Source organism: Pseudarthrobacter sp. B907 (genome assembly GCF_040137805.1).
Lineage (GTDB): Bacteria > Actinomycetota > Actinomycetes > Actinomycetales > Micrococcaceae > Arthrobacter.
In genome coordinates, this window is record NZ_JBEEQE010000001.1 from 242,717 (window position 1) to 257,750 (window position 15,034).

The window sequence follows — 15,034 nt, forward strand, 5'->3', positions numbered from 1 at the left end:
CCGTGCACCGGCCGCCGTCACTGCGTGCCGCCCTGGCGGCGGCTGCTTTGGTGCTCGCGACGGCCGGCTGCACCAGCAGCACCAGCAGCACCACCGCTCCCCCGCCTCCCGGCAGCCCAGCCGCCACCAGCCCGGCCGGGACGGCGACCCCGCAGCTTGACCGCCGCGTCGACGCGGGGCTGACGCTGCCCTGGTCGACGGTTTTCCTGCCGGACGGCACCGCCGTCATCTCGGAACGGGACAGCGCGCTGCTGAAGTTCATACCACCGGGCGACGGCGGTCCCGCCGCCACCCTGGGCAGGGTGCCCGACGTCGTCCCCGGCGGCGAAGGCGGCCTGCTGGGGTTGGCACCGTCCCCGGCCTTCGCGGAACACCGGTACCTGTATGCCTATTTCACGGCCCAGGGAGACAACCGGATCGCGCGCTTCCGGCTTGAGGGAAGCGGGGCGCGGCTGGGACTCGGGGCCGCCGAGGTCATCTTTACCGGGATTCCCAAGGCGTCCACGCACAACGGCGGCCGGATCCGCTTCGGCCCGGACGGCCAGCTCTACGTCGGCACCGGCGACTCCCAACGCCGAGGTCAGCCACAGGACCGGAACGCACTCGGCGGCAAGATCCTCCGCCTCACGCCCGAGGGAAAACCCGCCCCGGGAAACCCTTTCGGCAGTAACCCCGTCTACAGCCTGGGGCACCGCAACGTCCAGGGCCTCGCCTGGGACAGCGCGGGGCGGCTCTGGGCGAGCGAGTTCGGCCCGGACGTGGACGACGAGCTGAACCTGATCGTCCCCGGAGGCAACTACGGCTGGCCCGAGGTGACCGGCGCTCCGCACCGCGAGGGGTTCCTGGATGCCAAGGTGGTGTGGCCCTCGACGGCGTCGTCCTCCCCGAGCGGCCTCGAAATCGTCGGCGACACGGCCTACCTCGGGGCACTCCGGGGCCAGCGGCTCTGGGCCGTTCCGTTGCGGGGCGAATTTGCCGGGGATCCTGTGGCCTATTTCACAGGCGAGTACGGCCGGATCCGCGACGTTTCCCTGGCCCCGGACGGCCGCCTCTGGGTCCTCAGCAACGGCCAAAACCCCGATTTTGCGCTGGTTTTAAGCCTCGGTGGCTAACCTCACCCCGGGGTGCCCATCCCGATTTCACACTGCATCAAAACTCGTGTAGAGTTTCATGTCGTTGCGGAGAACACCGCGGGAAATAAAAAGCCCGAGGGGAACGAAAACAACAGCTGCACCTCTAGCTCAACTGGCAGAGCAATTGACTCTTAATCAATGGGTTCCGGGTTCGAGTCCCGGGGGGTGCACCACAGAGAGAAACCCCGTCCTGATTCGCTGAAAAGCATGCAGGGCGGGGTTTTCTGTTGTGATTCTTTGCGGATATTTATGGGCTCTTTGCCTGGCGGGCAACGACGCGTAGCTAGCCGAGGCGGCCGCGGACAATCTCGCTGACCTGCTTGCCATCGAAGCGACCGGCGACCTTGGCGGTGACCGGCTTCATCACTGCGCCGATGGAGCGCATGGACAGTTCCTGGCCGTCAGCCTTGAGCGCGGTGATGGCCTCGTCGACGATGGCTTCGACCTCGTCCCGGGTGAGCGCCTTCGGCAGGTACTCCTCGATGATCTCGGCTTCGGCGACCTCGGCTGCGGCGCGGCCGGCTTCGCCGGCCTCGGTGTAGATCCGGGCGGTATCGCGGCGCTTGGCGGCTTCCTTCTGCAGCAGCGACGTCACCTGGGTGTCGTCGAGTTCGACCGGGGTCTTGCCGGACTTTTCGCGGGTGCTGATCTCACCCAGGACGTTCCGGACGGTCGTCAGCGCGGTCTTGTTGCCGGCCTTCATGTGAGCGACAACGTCTTCTTTCAGGCGCTCTTTCAGCGTCATGGTGTTTCCTACTTTCCCTGTTGGTCGACTGTTTGTCGGTAGCGTCCAGTTTTTCCCATGCCTCCGGGGACTGTTTCATCATCTCCGGCTCCGCTGCCCTTCCTGCGCGGCCGGCGGCGTGGCGGCCGGCAGGCCGGACAGCAGCCCGCCCACGGCCGCAGGGACGGCAAACAGGCCGGCCAGATGGGGCAGCAGGCCGCGGTCGACGGCGAAATCGGCCCAGCCCACGAGCACCGGGGCGGCGACGCAGAACACGACCGGCCAGCCGTGGCCGCGCCGCCGGGTCCAGACGGCGGCAGCGGCAGACAGCAGGGCGCCGGCGAAGATCATCCCGTGCCCCGGACCGGTGCGCTCCTCGAACTCCGGGTAGCTGAGCAAGGTGAAGGTGCCCGCCAGCCCGGCTAAGGTCAGCGCCACGGACGCCACGACCAGCGCAGCCCAACAAGCCGTACGCCACCGGTGCTTCGTGCGGGCGTTCACCGACGAGCGTCCCGCAACTTCAGGTACGTGCCGGCCATGCGTTGGGTCAGCTCAGTGATGCCGTCCATGTGCCGGATAGTACCCTCTATCCCGGCCGGGTGGGGCATTTCGGCGGGGCGCCCGAAGACGCCGCTGGCTCAGGGCAGGCGGTCGCGGCGCCGGCTGAGTCCCAGGGCCGCGGAGGTTGTCATCAGCAGCCCGCCCAGGGCGAGCAGGACGGCTCCGGCGCTGGTTTCAGCCCCGGCGGCCCGGGGGCCGGCGGCGGCGTCGGCCGTCTGTACAGCCGGAAGCGTCGAGGGAGCCGGCGTCGCCGTCGTCGTGCCGGTGGAGGACGGGGCGGGCGGCGCCGCCGGAGCGGTGGCGGTGCCTGCCGGCGACTCCTGGACTGCGGTGGCCGGGGGCGTCTCCGACCCACTCGGGCCGGGGGCCGGGGGAACCGCGGGAGCGGGCGCCGCCGGAGGTGCCGAGGGCCCAGGCGGGGCGGTCCGTGACGGCTTAGGAGTATTGGAGGGCTTCGCGCTCGGGGTGGACGGCTCCTGGCACAGTCCCAGGGGATCCACCACCACCGGCCCGCAGGGCTCAGCGGCGGCAGGAGCCGCGACACTAAGGGCGGCGGTCAGGGCGAGGGCGGTCAGGGCTGTGCCGGCTATGGCACTCCTACGCATTCTCATCCTAGCTATCCTACGTTCCGCGCCGAGGGGGCCGCGGGATTTCAGCGGACTTTCGCCCGGCAGCTGGCAACCCGGCAGCTCCGGCCGCCCCGGGAGCCGCGGCTAGCGGTGGCCGGCCGCGGCCAGCTGGATGTGAATGGGAAGCGCGAGCTGGAGCGGCGCCGCCCCGACGGGCTCATCAAGCAGCTCGTTGATCGAGGTCTGCCCGTCCAGTTCGGGTGGCGGCGCCGATTCCATAGGAAAACCTTATGCGAGGCGGCCTTCGCGAGCGGGTCATGACACGGTCAGTCCTGCAGGGCAGGACGCGCTCCGCGCCGCCGTGCCAACACCGGCCGGGCGGCGCGGCGACCACCGCAAGGGTGACTATTCGACGGCGTACGGCTCCCCCGGAGGCCGGGGGCCTAATTGACGTGGTTCGCCTCGGCGGGGACCGACGGATCCGCGATTACGAGGGCTGTTGCCTCCGTCGTGGTGATCCGGTTCGCCAGCTCACGGACCACGGACTGAAGTTCGTGCCGGAGGGAATCCGGGTCGATCGACGCGGCGGCCAGCACTGAGCGCTCCATGTCCGCGGCGGCGGCAACGGCTTCGCGTCCGCGGTCGGTCAGCGTGACCACATGGCTGCGGCGGTCGGAGGCGCTACGCTCCCGCGAGATGTGGCCGTGCGCTTCGAGCCGACTCAACGTTTTGCCCATGGTCTGGGCCTGGACGCGGACGAGCTGCGCCAGTTGCGCTTGGGTCATGGGTCCTTGGGCGGAGAGCACTTCCATCGCGATCACCCCGGCGTGGGTAAGGCCGATGGCTCCGAGCTTCTCGTTCCAGGCGTGTTCTACAAGGCGTGCTGCCGTGGACAGTAGGCGGCCAGTGGGCCAGCGATCCATATCAGGCATACCAAAGAGTATAACGACTGTACGATTCGCCGCCCGCCCCCGCGCTCACTAGGCTGGAAATCCGCAATTTTGTCAAGGAGAAGAACATGCCTGAACGACTTGTCCCCGGGGACGACGCGCCCGACTTCCGACTGCAGGACGCGGCCGGTCACGACGTCGGCCTGCGGGACTTCCGCGGCCGGCACACGGTGGTCTATTTCTACCCGGCCGCGGCCACGCCCGGGTGCACGAAGCAGGCCTGCGACTTCCGCGATTCCCTCGCCGCCCTCCAGGGGGCAGGCTACGAGGTTGTGGGCATCTCCCCCGACCCCGTCGGGAAGCTTGCCGATTTCGCGGCGGCCGAAGGACTCAGCTTCCCGTTGCTCTCCGATCCGGACCATGCGGTAGCCGAGGCGTATGCGGCGTGGGGCGAGAAAAAGAACTACGGCCGCACCTATGAAGGGCTCATCCGCTCCACCGTGGTGGTCGGCCCCGACGGCAAGGTCACGCTGGCCCAGTACAACGTGCGCGCCACCGGCCACGTCGCCAAGCTGCGCCGCGACCTGAAACTCGACGCCTAGCCGGTGGCCGCGGCGGCCGCGTTTTCCGCGGGCGCCACACCGCTGCGCCGAATGTAGAATGATGTCTGGCATCCGCCGTCGGGGTCCTGCGGGACCTGCGGACGACGGCGCCGCGCGCGAGTGGTGAAATTGGCAGACACGCAGGATTTAGGTTCCTGTGCCTTCGGGCGTGGGGGTTCAAGTCCCCCCTTGCGCACACTGGAACCCCGGTCTTCGGACCGGGGTTCTTTCGTTGCGGTAGCCCACTTCTGGGCATCGATTCTTGTCGATATGCTGGGAGGCGTGAAGTTCCTCGAGAGTGCACCCCGGTTCCTGTTCTTTACCGGCAAGGGCGGGGTCGGCAAGACCTCCGTGGCGTGCGCAACCGCGCTCACCCTTGCTAAGTCCGGCAAGAAGGTCTTGCTGGTGAGCACCGACCCGGCGTCCAACGTAGGGCAGGTCTTCGGTGTGAGAATTGGGAACTCCGTCACCCCGCTCCGGGCCGTGCCGGGCTTATCGGCCCTGGAGATTGACCCGGAGCAGGCAGTTGAGGCTTACCGGGAGCGGATCGTCGCGCCCGTACGGGGTCTCCTGCCGGAGTCGGAGCTGCTCGGCATCGTCGAGAGTCTTTCCGGCTCCTGCACCACCGAAATCGCGTCGTTCGACGAGTTCACCAACCTGCTCGCCGATGACAGTTCCTATGGTGAGTATGATCACATCGTCTTCGACACGGCGCCGACAGGCCACACCATCCGGCTCCTGCAACTGCCCGGTTCGTGGACCGATTTCCTGGCCGCCGGCAAGGGCGACCCCTCCTGCCTCGGCCCCCTGTCCGGGCTCGAGAAGCACAAACAGGTTTACGCCAAAGCGGTCCAGGCACTCACGGACCCGGCGAGGACCCGGCTCGTACTGGTCAGCCGCGCACAGACATCGTCACTGGGCGAAATTGAGCGGACCTATCTCGAGCTCAACCAGATCGGGATCGGGGGCGGGTACGTCGTCGTCAACGGCGTCCTGCCGGACGCCGCAGGGGACGAGGACCTGGCGGAGGCACTGGGCGCCCGGGAAACGGCTGCCCTCGCGGCCTTTCCCGAAGCGGTCGCCAGCCTGCCCCGCGATGTGCTGGAGCTGAAGCCGGGCAATATGGTCGGAATTCCGGCACTCGAGTCCCTGTTCACCACCACGTCCGGCGGCGATGCCCCTGATGACGCCGCGCCGGGCGCCGAGATTGAGGACGCCCCGCTGGCTGCCCTGGTGAACGAAATGGAACGCGACGGCCACGGGCTCGTGATGTGCATGGGGAAGGGCGGTGTCGGGAAGACCACCGTGGCGGCCTCCATTGCGGTCGCCCTGGCCAAACGCGGACATGCGGTGCACCTGACCACGACCGATCCCGCCGCACACCTCAGCGAAACACTGCATGGTTCCATCCCCGGTCTGACGGTCTCACGCATCGATCCGGCAGCGGCCATTCAGGAGTACAGAAGCCATGTGCTGGAGACCAAGGGCCGGAACCTCGACGAGGACGGTCGCGCGGCCCTCGCTGAGGACCTGCTGTCCCCCTGCACCGACGAGGTGGCCGTGTTCCGGCAGTTCTCCAAGGTGGTCCAGGAATCCCGCCGGCACTTTGTCGTGATCGACACGGCACCGACCGGGCACACGCTGCTGCTCCTGGACGCCACCGGCTCCTACCACCGCGAGATCGCCCGCCAGGTCGGCGACACCATGGGATTCGAGACGCCCCTCATGCGGCTGCAGGATCCGGCACAGACCAAGGTGGTTCTCGTCACCCTGGCCGAAACGACGCCCGTGCTCGAAGCCGAAGAACTCCAGGGTGACCTGGAGAGGGCCGGAATCCACCCCTGGGCGTGGGTGATCAACAACTCCATCGCCGCCGCACACCCGCAGTCGCCGTTCCTGCAGGCCCGCGCCGCGAGCGAAATCGAACAGATCACCAAGGTCCACACCCTGACGGACCGGGTCGCGCTCATTCCGCTGCTGCCCGAAGAACCCACCGGTGAAGGGAAGTTATCGGCCATGACAGCACTGAGTTCCCAGCCCGCGTGACGTGCACCCCGGCCCCGGCCCCGCGTGCGGCCCCGGGCCGTGTGATCCGTTCAGAAATCCGGGCGCTCGGCCAGCAGCGCTTCGACGTCCCGGGCAGTGGCATCCAGCCTGCCGATCGTGTCCCGTTGGATCGACCGCAGGTACTCGGCATCCGACTCGCCGTCCTGAACCCAGTTCTCGTCGCCCGGTGAATCCATCGTCCGGCGCGTGTTGGCCGCCGCCGTCCTGATGTTCTCCAGCATTGCGAGCAGCCGGGCCTCGGTGATGGGGGTCTCGGCATTCATGGCGCCCTCCTTAGTTGCAGTCGCGTCGACAGCTGACAGGACCACCTTGGACGCCGCCGTGCTCGCACCGCAAGAACTAAAGGACCTGCGAGCGCCGCTCGATCAGCACGGTGTCCCTCCAACGGCCTGCCGCAGGACCGTGGGCCATCCGAGCGATTCTTTCCCGCCGCCCCACAACCCTGAACCCGTGGGCGAGGTGCAGTCTCAGGCTGTGCTCGTTTTCCGGAAAAACGCTGGCCTGAATGGTCCAAATGCCATCTTCCTCGGTCGAGGCGATCAGGGACCGGAGGAGGAGCGACCCGATCCGCTGTCCGCGGGCCGCCTCGGAAACGTAGATGGAGTGTTCCACGACGCCGGCGTAGGCCGGGCGGCCGGAAACCGCGGAGGCCGCCGCCCAGCCGAGAATCCCGACGTCGGGCGCCTGCGCCACCAACCGGTGGTTGGCAAGCCGCGAAGCGTCGAAACGGCGCCAATCAGGCGGCTCGACCTCGAACGTGGCCTGGCCCGTAGCGATGCCCTCCGCATAGATCCGACAGACCCCGGGCCAATCGGATTCCCGCATCGGCCGGACGACGACGTCGGACACCGAGCTCGGGCTCACAGGGACGCGAGCAGGCCGGCGGTTTGCTCCAGGGCGCCGGGGACCAGGGAGTAGTAGGCCCAGGTGCCGCGCTTCTCGCGGTGCAGCAGGCCGGCGTCCACCAGGATTTTCAGGTGATGTGAGACGGTGGGCTGGCCCAGGTCCAGCGGCTCGGTGAGGTCGCAGACACAGGATTCCCCGGACGCTTCGGCCTTGACGATGGAGAGCAGCCGCAGCCGGTTCGGATCGGCCAGCGCCTTGAAGATCAGGGCCTTCCGCCTCGCCTCCTCGGCGCCCAGGGCAGGCGATCCTGCCGGGGCGCAGCAGGATTCATCTGAAGCGGCGTCGAGGACAGGCAGCGAGTTCATGTAACTATTATGCCTCGACATTGACAATCATCAATATAGGCACTCAGTGGGTTTCGAACGTTATGCCTTGGCGGGTTCTGAACCGTGCGGGAGAACTGCTTCGTCCGCGGCGCGGGCGGCGGAGGGGAACAGGACGAGGAGCAAGCCAAGTCCTACGGCCGCGCCCAGGAGCTGCGCGAGGATGAAGGCCGGAACGGAGACCGGCGCAATGCCGGCGAAGGTATCGCTGAAGACCCGTCCGACGGTCACCGCCGGGTTCGCGAACGACGTCGACGACGTAAACCAGTACGCCGCCCCGATGTAGGCCCCCACGGCCGGAGCGGCGAGGGCACCCCGCTTGGTGGCGGCGAGGGCGAAGATCAGCAGGATCAGACCGGCAGTGGCGATGACCTCGGCCAGCAGATGACCCGACGTTGTACGTTCCTTGGCGGAGATGGAGGTGCCCACCTCAAACATGGCGTTCGCGACCACGCTGCCGCCGACTGCCCCAACGGCCTGGGCCAGGACATAAGTTCCCAGTTCGGGCAGGGTCATTCCGGTCCCGCTGCGCCGGCCCAGGAGCCAGTCCACTGCGGAGACCGCAGGATTGAAGTGTGCGCCGCTGACGGGACCGAGCACGAGAATCAGGACCGTCAGTCCCAATACGGTGGCGGTGCTGTTCTGGAGCAACTGCAGGCCTAGGTCATTGGGGGAAAGTTGCTGGGCGGCAATCCCGGAACCGACGACGACGGTCACGAGCAGGCTGGTCCCGAGCAGTTCAGCGACGGCGCGGCGCCACAACGGCGGTTGGTTGGAAGTCATGGCAACAGCTTGACCCAAAGAATTAACTCAGTCAAAATTGAATCAATGAACATTGAGACAGCGCAAGGTTTCCGGGCGCGGGTAGCCAAGCATGCAGCCCTTGCCGATCCTGCGCGGCTGCGCATTGTCGACCTGCTCACGCTGGGCGACTTCTCCCCGACGGAGCTGCAGGCCGAGCTCGGGATGCCGTCGAACCTCCTCTCGCACCACCTGCGCTCGCTCGAAGCGGCCGGCATGGCGACCCGGCACCGCTCGGAGGCGGATAAACGCCGCAGTTACATCAGACTCGCCCCCGGCGCCCTGGAAGGCCTGGCGCCACGGCCTGAACACGGAGCCCGGCGCGTATTGTTCGTCTGCACACGCAACAGTGCACGCTCCCAACTGGCCTCCGCCCTCTGGCAGCAGGTCAGCACAGTCCCCGCGGCGTCGGCGGGAACGCATCCCGCGGACCACATCGCGCGCGGGGCCATCGACGTCGCCCGGCGGCACGGCGTGGATCTGGCAGATAAGCCCCCGCGCCGGCTGGACGAGGTGGCGCACGCCGAGGACTTCGTCGTGACCGTGTGCGACAACGCCCACGAGGAAATCCCCAATCCGGGCGGCATCCACTGGTCCGTCCCGGATCCGCTCCGGCTGAACACCGACGCCGCCTTCGAAGGCGCCTTCACTGACATAGCCCGCCGTATCAGCGACCTCGCCCCCCGCCTGCACGCCGCCTAAAATCCGAAACCCGCAAATATTGACAAGTATCGATTTACTACTTGATACTGAGTGCATCGACAAACATCAATGTCTTGTCAGTAAGGGTGCGGGACCACGACCTCATCACCACCGATCCACACCTAACTGATTCCCAGGAGAAACACTGTGAGCACCGAACCCGCCAAGAAGCCGTCCGTCCTGTTTGTCTGCGTGCACAACGCCGGCCGCTCGCAGATGGCCGCCGCCTTCCTCACCACCCTCGGGGAGGGCCGGATCGAGGTCCGCTCCGCCGGCTCGCAGCCGGCCGAGAAGGTCAACCCGGCCGCGGTCGAGGCCATGGCCGAACTCGGCATCGACATGTCCGCAGAAATCCCCAAGGTCCTCACCACCGAGGCCGTCAAGGAATCCGATGTCGTCATCACGATGGGCTGCGGCGACACCTGCCCGATCTTCCCTGGCAAGCGCTACGAGGACTGGGAACTCGAAGACCCTGCCGGCCAGGGCGTCGCCGCCGTCCGCCCCATCCGCGACGACATCAAGGCCCGGATCGAGGACCTCATCGCGTCCCTCACCCCGGCCGCCAAGTAGGAACACAACCATGACTGAACAGCTGATCATCATCGGGTCCGGCCCCGCCGGCTACACAGCGGCGATCTACGCCGCGCGCGCAGGGCTCGCGCCCCTGGTCATCGCCGGGGCCGTCACGGCGGGCGGCGCCCTGATGAACACCACTGAGGTGGAGAACTTCCCCGGCTTCCCCGCCGGCGTCCAGGGCCCCGAGCTGATGGACGGGCTCCAGCAGCAGGCCGAGAAATTCGGCGCCCGAGTGGTGTTCGACGACGTCACCGAAGTGACGCTCACCGGCCACCTCAAGCGCGTCGTCACCGGAGCCGGCGAGACGCACGAGGCGCCCGCCGTCATCCTCGCCACCGGCTCCGCCTACAAGGAACTCGGCCTGCGGGAGGAGAAAAAGTTCAGCGGCCACGGCGTCTCCTGGTGCGCCACCTGCGACGGCTTCTTCTTCCGGGACCAGGACATCATCGTGGTCGGCGGCGGGGACTCCGCGATGGAGGAAGCCACCTTCCTGACCCGCTTCGGCAAGACCGTGACCGTCGTCGTGCGCAAGAACGAGCTGCGCGCGTCCCGGATCATGGCCCAGCGGGCCAAGGACAACCCCAAGATCCGTTTCGCCTGGAACTCGGCCGTCACCGCCATCCACGGCGACGGCAAGGTCACCGGCGTCACCCTGACGGACACCGTCACCGGCGAAACCCGGGAGCAGGCCGCCACCGGCATCTTCGTGGCGATCGGGCACGTGCCGCGCACCGAACTGCTGCACGGCCAGGTGGAGCTCGACGCCGAGGGCTACATCAAAGTCGACTCCCCCACCACCGTCACCAACCTCTCCGGCGTCTTCGCCTGCGGCGACGCCGTGGACCACCGCTACCGCCAGGCCATCACCGCCGCCGGCACCGGCTGCGCCGCAGCCCTGGACGCCGAACGCTACCTCGCCGCGCTGGACGACGCCGACAGCATCGCCACCGCCCTGGTCGAGGAACCCACCCACTCCTAGAGCACCACCGGATGAAACAGAGGACACCATGGCTGTAGCCACTACCCTTCCCGTAGCTGTCATCGGAGCCGGGCCCGTCGGCCTCGCCGCGGCAGCGCACCTGCTCGAACGCGGCCTGGAGCCGCTCATCCTGGAGGCCGGCCCGACGGCGGCCGCGGCCATCGAGCAGTGGCGCCACATCCGCCTGTTCTCCCCGTGGCAGTACAACACCGACGCCGCCGCTGTCCGCCTGCTCGCCACGAACGGCTGGGAAGCGCCGGAACCGACGGCCCTGCCCACCGGCGGCGAACTCATCGACCGGTACCTGACGCCGCTCGCCGCGCTCCCCACAATCGCATCCCGCCTGCACACCGGGGCGCGCGTCGTCGCGGTCACCCGCCTCGGCATGGACAAGACCCACAGCCGGAACCGCGACACCACCCCTTTTGTGGTCCGGGTCGAACACGCAGACGGCGAGGTCCGTGACTACCAGGCCGCCGCCGTCATCGACGCGTCCGGGACCTGGTCCACACGCAACCCGCTCGGAACCTCGGGGCTTCCCGCCGTCGGCGAAACCGCCGCGGCTTCCCGAATCTCCTCGCCGCTGCCGGATGTCCTGGGCCGCGACCGCGAAACGTTTGCGGGTCGCACCGCCGTCGTGGTCGGTGCGGGCCACTCCGCCGCCAACTCCCTGATCAACCTCTCCGAACTGGCAGCCCAGGTGCCCGGGACAAAGATCGTGTGGGCGATCCGCGGCGCTTCGGCGGCCAAGGTCTACGGCGGCGGCGACGCCGACGGCCTCGCCGCCCGCGGCCAGCTCGGCAGCCGCCTCCGCGGACTGGTGGAGGACGGCACCGTGGAACTCCGGACCGGCTTCGGTATCGCCGGCCTTACCACCAACGGCGGCGCCGTCACGCTCACCGCCACCGACGGCCGCACCCTCGAGGCCGACGTCGTGGTACCGGCCACCGGGTTCCGACCGAACCTGGACATGCTCCGGGAACTCCGGCTGGAACTGGACCCCGGCGTCGAGGCCCCGCGCGAGCTCGGCCCGCTGATCGATCCCGAATTCCACTCCTGCGGCACGGTCGAGCCGCACGGCGCCAAGATGCTGGCCCACCCGGAGCAGGACTTCTACATCGTCGGCATGAAGTCCTACGGCCGGGCCCCCACCTTCCTGCTGGCCACCGGCTACGAGCAGGTCCGCTCGGTTGCCGCCGCCCTCGCCGGGGACCGGGAGGCCGCCGACACCGTCCAGCTCGAGCTGCCGGAGACCGGCGTTTGCTCCTCGGACATCGGCACCAGTTGCGACGTCCCGGCCGCCGCCACCGCGGACTTTGCGGCGGAAACCTCGGGCGGGTGCTGCGGCGCGCCGGAACCGGTCCTCGTCGGATTCCCCACCGGGCTCGCCCACGGCCGCTCCGGCGGAAACTGACCACTGCTCACCACCGACACACTCAAGGAAGAATCAAACTCATGACCGAGACCACGAAAACGCCCAGTGTCCTGTTCGTCTGCAGCAAGAACGGCGGAAAATCCCAGCTCGCCGCCGGGCTGTTGAACGAGCTCGCCGACGGGACCGTTACGGTGCACTCGGCCGGAACCAAACCCGGCAAGTCGCTGAATCCGCAGTCCGTGGACGCGCTGGCAGAACTCGGGATCGACATCACCGGCGAGCAGCCCAAACCCGTCACGGACGACGTACTGGCCGCGGTCGACGTCGTCATCGTCCTGGGCAACGAGGCAAAAGTCGAAGCCCCCGAGGGCAAACGGTATGAGGTCTGGGACACGGACGAGCCCTCCGAGCGCGGCATCGAAGGCATGGAACGCATGCGCCTGGTCCGGGATGACATCAAGGCCCGGGTCCAGAAGCTGTATGCGGAGCTCACCGGGAACTGACCATGCCCGCGCCCGCCCCCGCCCGGACCCTGGTCGCAGAAGGTGCCCCGCGCGGCGGCCTTGCCGCGCTGTGCATCACCCAGACCACCGGGTGGGGCGTGCTCTACTACGCCCTGATCGCGGCGGTCCTGCCCATCAGCGAAGACACCGGCTGGGACCCAGCCGTGGTGACGGGAGCCTTCTCCGTCGGCCTGCTGGTCTCCGCGGCGGCCGGCATCGGCGTCGGCAGGATCCTCGACAGGACCGGGCCGCGCGACCTGATGATCGGCGGATCCCTCCTCGGAGTGCTGGCCCTGGTCCTCGTGGCGACGGCACCTAACCTGCCGGTGTTCTTCGGCGCCTGGCTGCTGGCCGGGACCGCGCAGGCAGCAGTGTTCTACCAACCGGCCTTCACCGTGATCAGCCGCTGGTACGGGCCGGCCCGCATCCGGCCCCTGACCATACTGACCCTCGTGGCCGGATTCGCGTCCACGATCTTCGCCCCCGTCACGGCCGCCCTCACCTCGGCGTTCGGCTGGAGAAGCGCCTTTATCTTCCTCGCCGGGGTGCTGGGACTTGTCACCGTTCCGCTTCACGCCCGCTACCTCAACCGGCGCTGGTCCCCCACCGCCGTGGGCTCCAACGGGCCTGCCCACCGGGCCGCGCTGCGGAACATCCGGCGCAGCCCCGATTTCCTGGGACTTCAGCTGCTCATGGTTTTGCTCTGCCTCGGGCTTTACACCGTAACGCTGAACATTGTGCCCCTTCTGATGGAAAAGGGGGCCGGTCACGCCACTGCGGCCTTCGGACTTGGTCTCGTGGGCGTCGGGCAGGTCGGGGGCCGGCTGCTGTTCGCCGGCATCCCGCCAGGCGCCCGGCTTCCGGTGATCACCGGCACGGCCGCCGGGGCCGTCCTCCTCCTGGCGGTCCTGCCCGGACCGGTTCCGGTGTTGATCGCGGCAGGAATGCTCGCCGGCGCGGTTCGCGGATGCCAGACCCTGCTCCAGGCCACCCTCGTCGCAGATCGCTGGGGCACAGGGAGCTTGGGCACCCTGCAGGGACACTTCGCGGCCCCGCTGACGGCGGTGACAGCCCTCGCCCCGGCCGCCGGGCCCCTCCTGGCGGGCTGGCTCGGGACCTACACGGGCATGAGCCACGCCATGGCGGCGACGGCCCTCGCGGCGGTCCTGCTTGCCGCTGTCTTCCGAGTGAAGGAAACCCGGGGCGAAGAGCAGCAGTCCTGACGTCGCTGAGACTAAACTCCGGCAGGATCTAAACCTGCCGGAAAACAATTTCGAATCCCACCCATCCCTTTGTGCCGAGCTCCCGAATACCCATTGAGACACCAACCAAGGGTCGGTGCCCACCAGTCGGATAAGGGCCACAGCGGCAAAGACGTTCGCTGCCGGCAATGAAATCGGCACAACAAAGGAGATTCGAAATGCAGACCATCAAGCGCACGACTTTCGCCGCTGCAGGTATCGCTGCCGCAGCCATGCTCAGCCTCACTGCCTGCGGCGGATCCAGCACGGGTTCCAGCTCTTCCTCGGCTCCGGCCGCCGCGCCGTCCGCGTCGAGCATGGCGCCGTCGCCGTCCATGAGCTCCTCGGCCGCAGCGATGGACCCGGCCGCCAACCTGGTGGGTGCCGGCTGCGCCGGCTACGCCGCCAAGGTTCCGGACGGCAAGGGTTCGGTGTCCGGCATGGCGCTCGATCCGGTGGCAGTCGCCGCATCGAACAACCCCATCCTGACCACGCTGACCGCCGCCGTGTCCGGCAAGCTCAACCCCAAGGTCAACCTGGTGGACACCCTGAACGGCAGTGAATTCACCGTCTTCGCCCCGACCGATGACGCGTTCAAGAAGATCGACGCCGCCACCATCGAAACGCTCAAGACCGACGACGCCCTGCTGAGCAAGATCCTGACCTACCACGTGGTCCCCGGCAAGATCAGCCCGGACCAGATCGTCGGCACGCACAAGACGGTCCAGGGCGGCTCGGTCACTGTCTCCGGCACCAAGGACGCGCTCAAGGTCGACGGCGCCAACGTTGTCTGCGGCGGCGTCAAGACCGCCAACGCCACGGTCTACATGGTCGACTCCGTCCTGATGCCGAAGTAGGCCACCCCAAACCCTCCTGTACCGGTTCCAGCCTGACTCCCTGGATCCACTTGGAGAAACGAAGGCCCGCACCTGTTGGTGCGGGCCTTCGCCCGTTGCGCGGGGCGGCCCACGGACAGCGCCTGCCCGCAGCGGCATCGGCCAGCTGCACCGGCCGCCCGCCGGAATCCGCAGCCCGGTCTACTAGACTGGGGCTGTTCCCCAGCCGGCGGCCGTACAGTTCCC

General features: G+C 68.1%; 19 protein-coding genes and 2 tRNA genes. 12 read left to right on the forward strand and 9 right to left on the reverse strand.

Annotation, left to right across the window (positions count from 1 at the left end):
* The first annotated feature begins 2 nt into the window (after positions 1–2).
* The gene (locus ABLI39_RS01210) at positions 3–1,112 is read left to right on the forward strand and encodes a PQQ-dependent sugar dehydrogenase (RefSeq protein ID WP_349411519.1); all 1,110 of its coding nucleotides are present in this window, start codon (positions 3–5) and stop codon (positions 1,110–1,112) included.
* 118 nt (positions 1,113–1,230) lie between these two features.
* Positions 1,231–1,306 (forward strand) — tRNA-Lys (locus ABLI39_RS01215).
* Between the two features lie 110 nt (positions 1,307–1,416).
* Here ABLI39_RS01215 and ABLI39_RS01220 read toward each other — a convergent pair.
* From ABLI39_RS01220 to ABLI39_RS01240, 5 genes are all read right to left on the reverse strand, one after another.
* The gene (locus tag ABLI39_RS01220; protein WP_349411520.1) at positions 1,417–1,878 is read right to left on the reverse strand and encodes a GatB/YqeY domain-containing protein; all 462 of its coding nucleotides are present in this window, start codon (positions 1,876–1,878) and stop codon (positions 1,417–1,419) included.
* 78 nt (positions 1,879–1,956) lie between these two features.
* The gene (locus tag ABLI39_RS01225) at positions 1,957–2,295 is read right to left on the reverse strand and encodes a hypothetical protein (RefSeq protein WP_349411521.1); all 339 of its coding nucleotides are present in this window, start codon (positions 2,293–2,295) and stop codon (positions 1,957–1,959) included.
* A gap of 200 nt (positions 2,296–2,495) precedes the next feature.
* Positions 2,496–3,023 carry a hypothetical protein gene (locus tag ABLI39_RS01230; protein WP_349411522.1) on the reverse strand — a complete coding sequence of 176 codons (528 nt, stop codon included), beginning with the start codon at positions 3,021–3,023 and terminating at the stop codon, positions 2,496–2,498.
* A 108-nt stretch (positions 3,024–3,131) separates the two neighbouring features.
* Positions 3,132–3,266, reverse strand: coding sequence for a hypothetical protein (locus tag ABLI39_RS01235; protein WP_349411523.1), 135 nt, complete (start codon positions 3,264–3,266; stop codon positions 3,132–3,134).
* A gap of 164 nt (positions 3,267–3,430) precedes the next feature.
* Positions 3,431–3,910 carry a MarR family winged helix-turn-helix transcriptional regulator gene (locus ABLI39_RS01240; RefSeq protein WP_349411603.1) on the reverse strand — a complete coding sequence of 160 codons (480 nt, stop codon included), beginning with the start codon at positions 3,908–3,910 and terminating at the stop codon, positions 3,431–3,433.
* Positions 3,911–4,005: 95 nt separating this feature from the next.
* On the opposite strand from ABLI39_RS01240, the gene bcp reads away from it, so the two are divergent.
* The 3 genes from bcp to arsA all read left to right on the forward strand — a co-directional run bounded on the left by bcp (position 4,006) and on the right by arsA (position 6,525).
* Positions 4,006–4,479 (forward strand): thioredoxin-dependent thiol peroxidase, encoded by a 474-nt coding sequence (gene bcp, locus ABLI39_RS01245; protein ID WP_349411524.1) that lies wholly within the window; start codon positions 4,006–4,008, stop codon positions 4,477–4,479.
* Positions 4,480–4,593: 114 nt separating this feature from the next.
* Positions 4,594–4,675 (forward strand) — tRNA-Leu (locus tag ABLI39_RS01250).
* Between the two features lie 86 nt (positions 4,676–4,761).
* Entirely contained in the window at positions 4,762–6,525 is a 1,764-nt protein-coding gene (arsA, locus tag ABLI39_RS01255; RefSeq protein WP_349411525.1) for an arsenical pump-driving ATPase, read from the forward strand.
* A gap of 50 nt (positions 6,526–6,575) precedes the next feature.
* On the opposite strand, the gene ABLI39_RS01260 is transcribed toward arsA, so the two are convergent.
* The 4 genes from ABLI39_RS01260 to ABLI39_RS01275 all read right to left on the reverse strand — a co-directional run bounded on the left by ABLI39_RS01260 (position 6,576) and on the right by ABLI39_RS01275 (position 8,558).
* The gene (locus ABLI39_RS01260; protein WP_349411526.1) at positions 6,576–6,809 is read right to left on the reverse strand and encodes a hypothetical protein; all 234 of its coding nucleotides are present in this window, start codon (positions 6,807–6,809) and stop codon (positions 6,576–6,578) included.
* Positions 6,810–6,885: 76 nt separating this feature from the next.
* A complete protein-coding gene (locus ABLI39_RS01265) occupies positions 6,886–7,371 on the reverse strand; it encodes a GNAT family N-acetyltransferase (RefSeq protein WP_349411604.1) in 486 nt (161 codons plus the stop codon).
* Between the two features lie 35 nt (positions 7,372–7,406).
* A complete protein-coding gene (locus ABLI39_RS01270) occupies positions 7,407–7,757 on the reverse strand; it encodes an ArsR/SmtB family transcription factor (RefSeq protein ID WP_349411527.1) in 351 nt (116 codons plus the stop codon).
* Positions 7,758–7,817: 60 nt separating this feature from the next.
* Complete coding sequence (locus ABLI39_RS01275; RefSeq protein ID WP_349411528.1) at positions 7,818–8,558, reverse strand: aquaporin; 741 nt, start codon at positions 8,556–8,558, stop codon at positions 7,818–7,820.
* 45 nt (positions 8,559–8,603) lie between these two features.
* Here ABLI39_RS01275 and ABLI39_RS01280 point away from each other — a divergent pair, with 45 nt between their 5' ends.
* The 7 genes from ABLI39_RS01280 to ABLI39_RS01310 all read left to right on the forward strand — a co-directional run bounded on the left by ABLI39_RS01280 (position 8,604) and on the right by ABLI39_RS01310 (position 14,809).
* Positions 8,604–9,278, forward strand: a complete 675-nt coding sequence (locus ABLI39_RS01280) for an arsenate reductase/protein-tyrosine-phosphatase family protein (protein WP_349411529.1) — start codon at positions 8,604–8,606, stop codon at positions 9,276–9,278.
* Between the two features lie 147 nt (positions 9,279–9,425).
* Positions 9,426–9,848: an arsenate reductase ArsC gene (locus ABLI39_RS01285; RefSeq protein WP_349411530.1), complete on the forward strand. Its 423-nt coding sequence runs from the start codon at positions 9,426–9,428 to the stop codon at positions 9,846–9,848.
* A 10-nt stretch (positions 9,849–9,858) separates the two neighbouring features.
* Positions 9,859–10,833 (forward strand): thioredoxin-disulfide reductase, encoded by a 975-nt coding sequence (trxB, locus tag ABLI39_RS01290; protein ID WP_349411531.1) that lies wholly within the window; start codon positions 9,859–9,861, stop codon positions 10,831–10,833.
* A 28-nt stretch (positions 10,834–10,861) separates the two neighbouring features.
* Positions 10,862–12,247, forward strand: coding sequence for an FAD-dependent oxidoreductase (locus ABLI39_RS01295; RefSeq protein WP_349411532.1), 1,386 nt, complete (start codon positions 10,862–10,864; stop codon positions 12,245–12,247).
* Between the two features lie 41 nt (positions 12,248–12,288).
* The gene (locus ABLI39_RS01300) at positions 12,289–12,711 is read left to right on the forward strand and encodes an arsenate-mycothiol transferase ArsC (RefSeq protein ID WP_349411533.1); all 423 of its coding nucleotides are present in this window, start codon (positions 12,289–12,291) and stop codon (positions 12,709–12,711) included.
* 2 nt (positions 12,712–12,713) lie between these two features.
* A complete protein-coding gene (locus ABLI39_RS01305) occupies positions 12,714–13,934 on the forward strand; it encodes an MFS transporter (RefSeq protein ID WP_349411534.1) in 1,221 nt (406 codons plus the stop codon).
* A gap of 197 nt (positions 13,935–14,131) precedes the next feature.
* A complete protein-coding gene (locus ABLI39_RS01310) occupies positions 14,132–14,809 on the forward strand; it encodes a fasciclin domain-containing protein (protein ID WP_349411535.1) in 678 nt (225 codons plus the stop codon).
* The last annotated feature ends 225 nt before the right edge of the window (positions 14,810–15,034 follow it).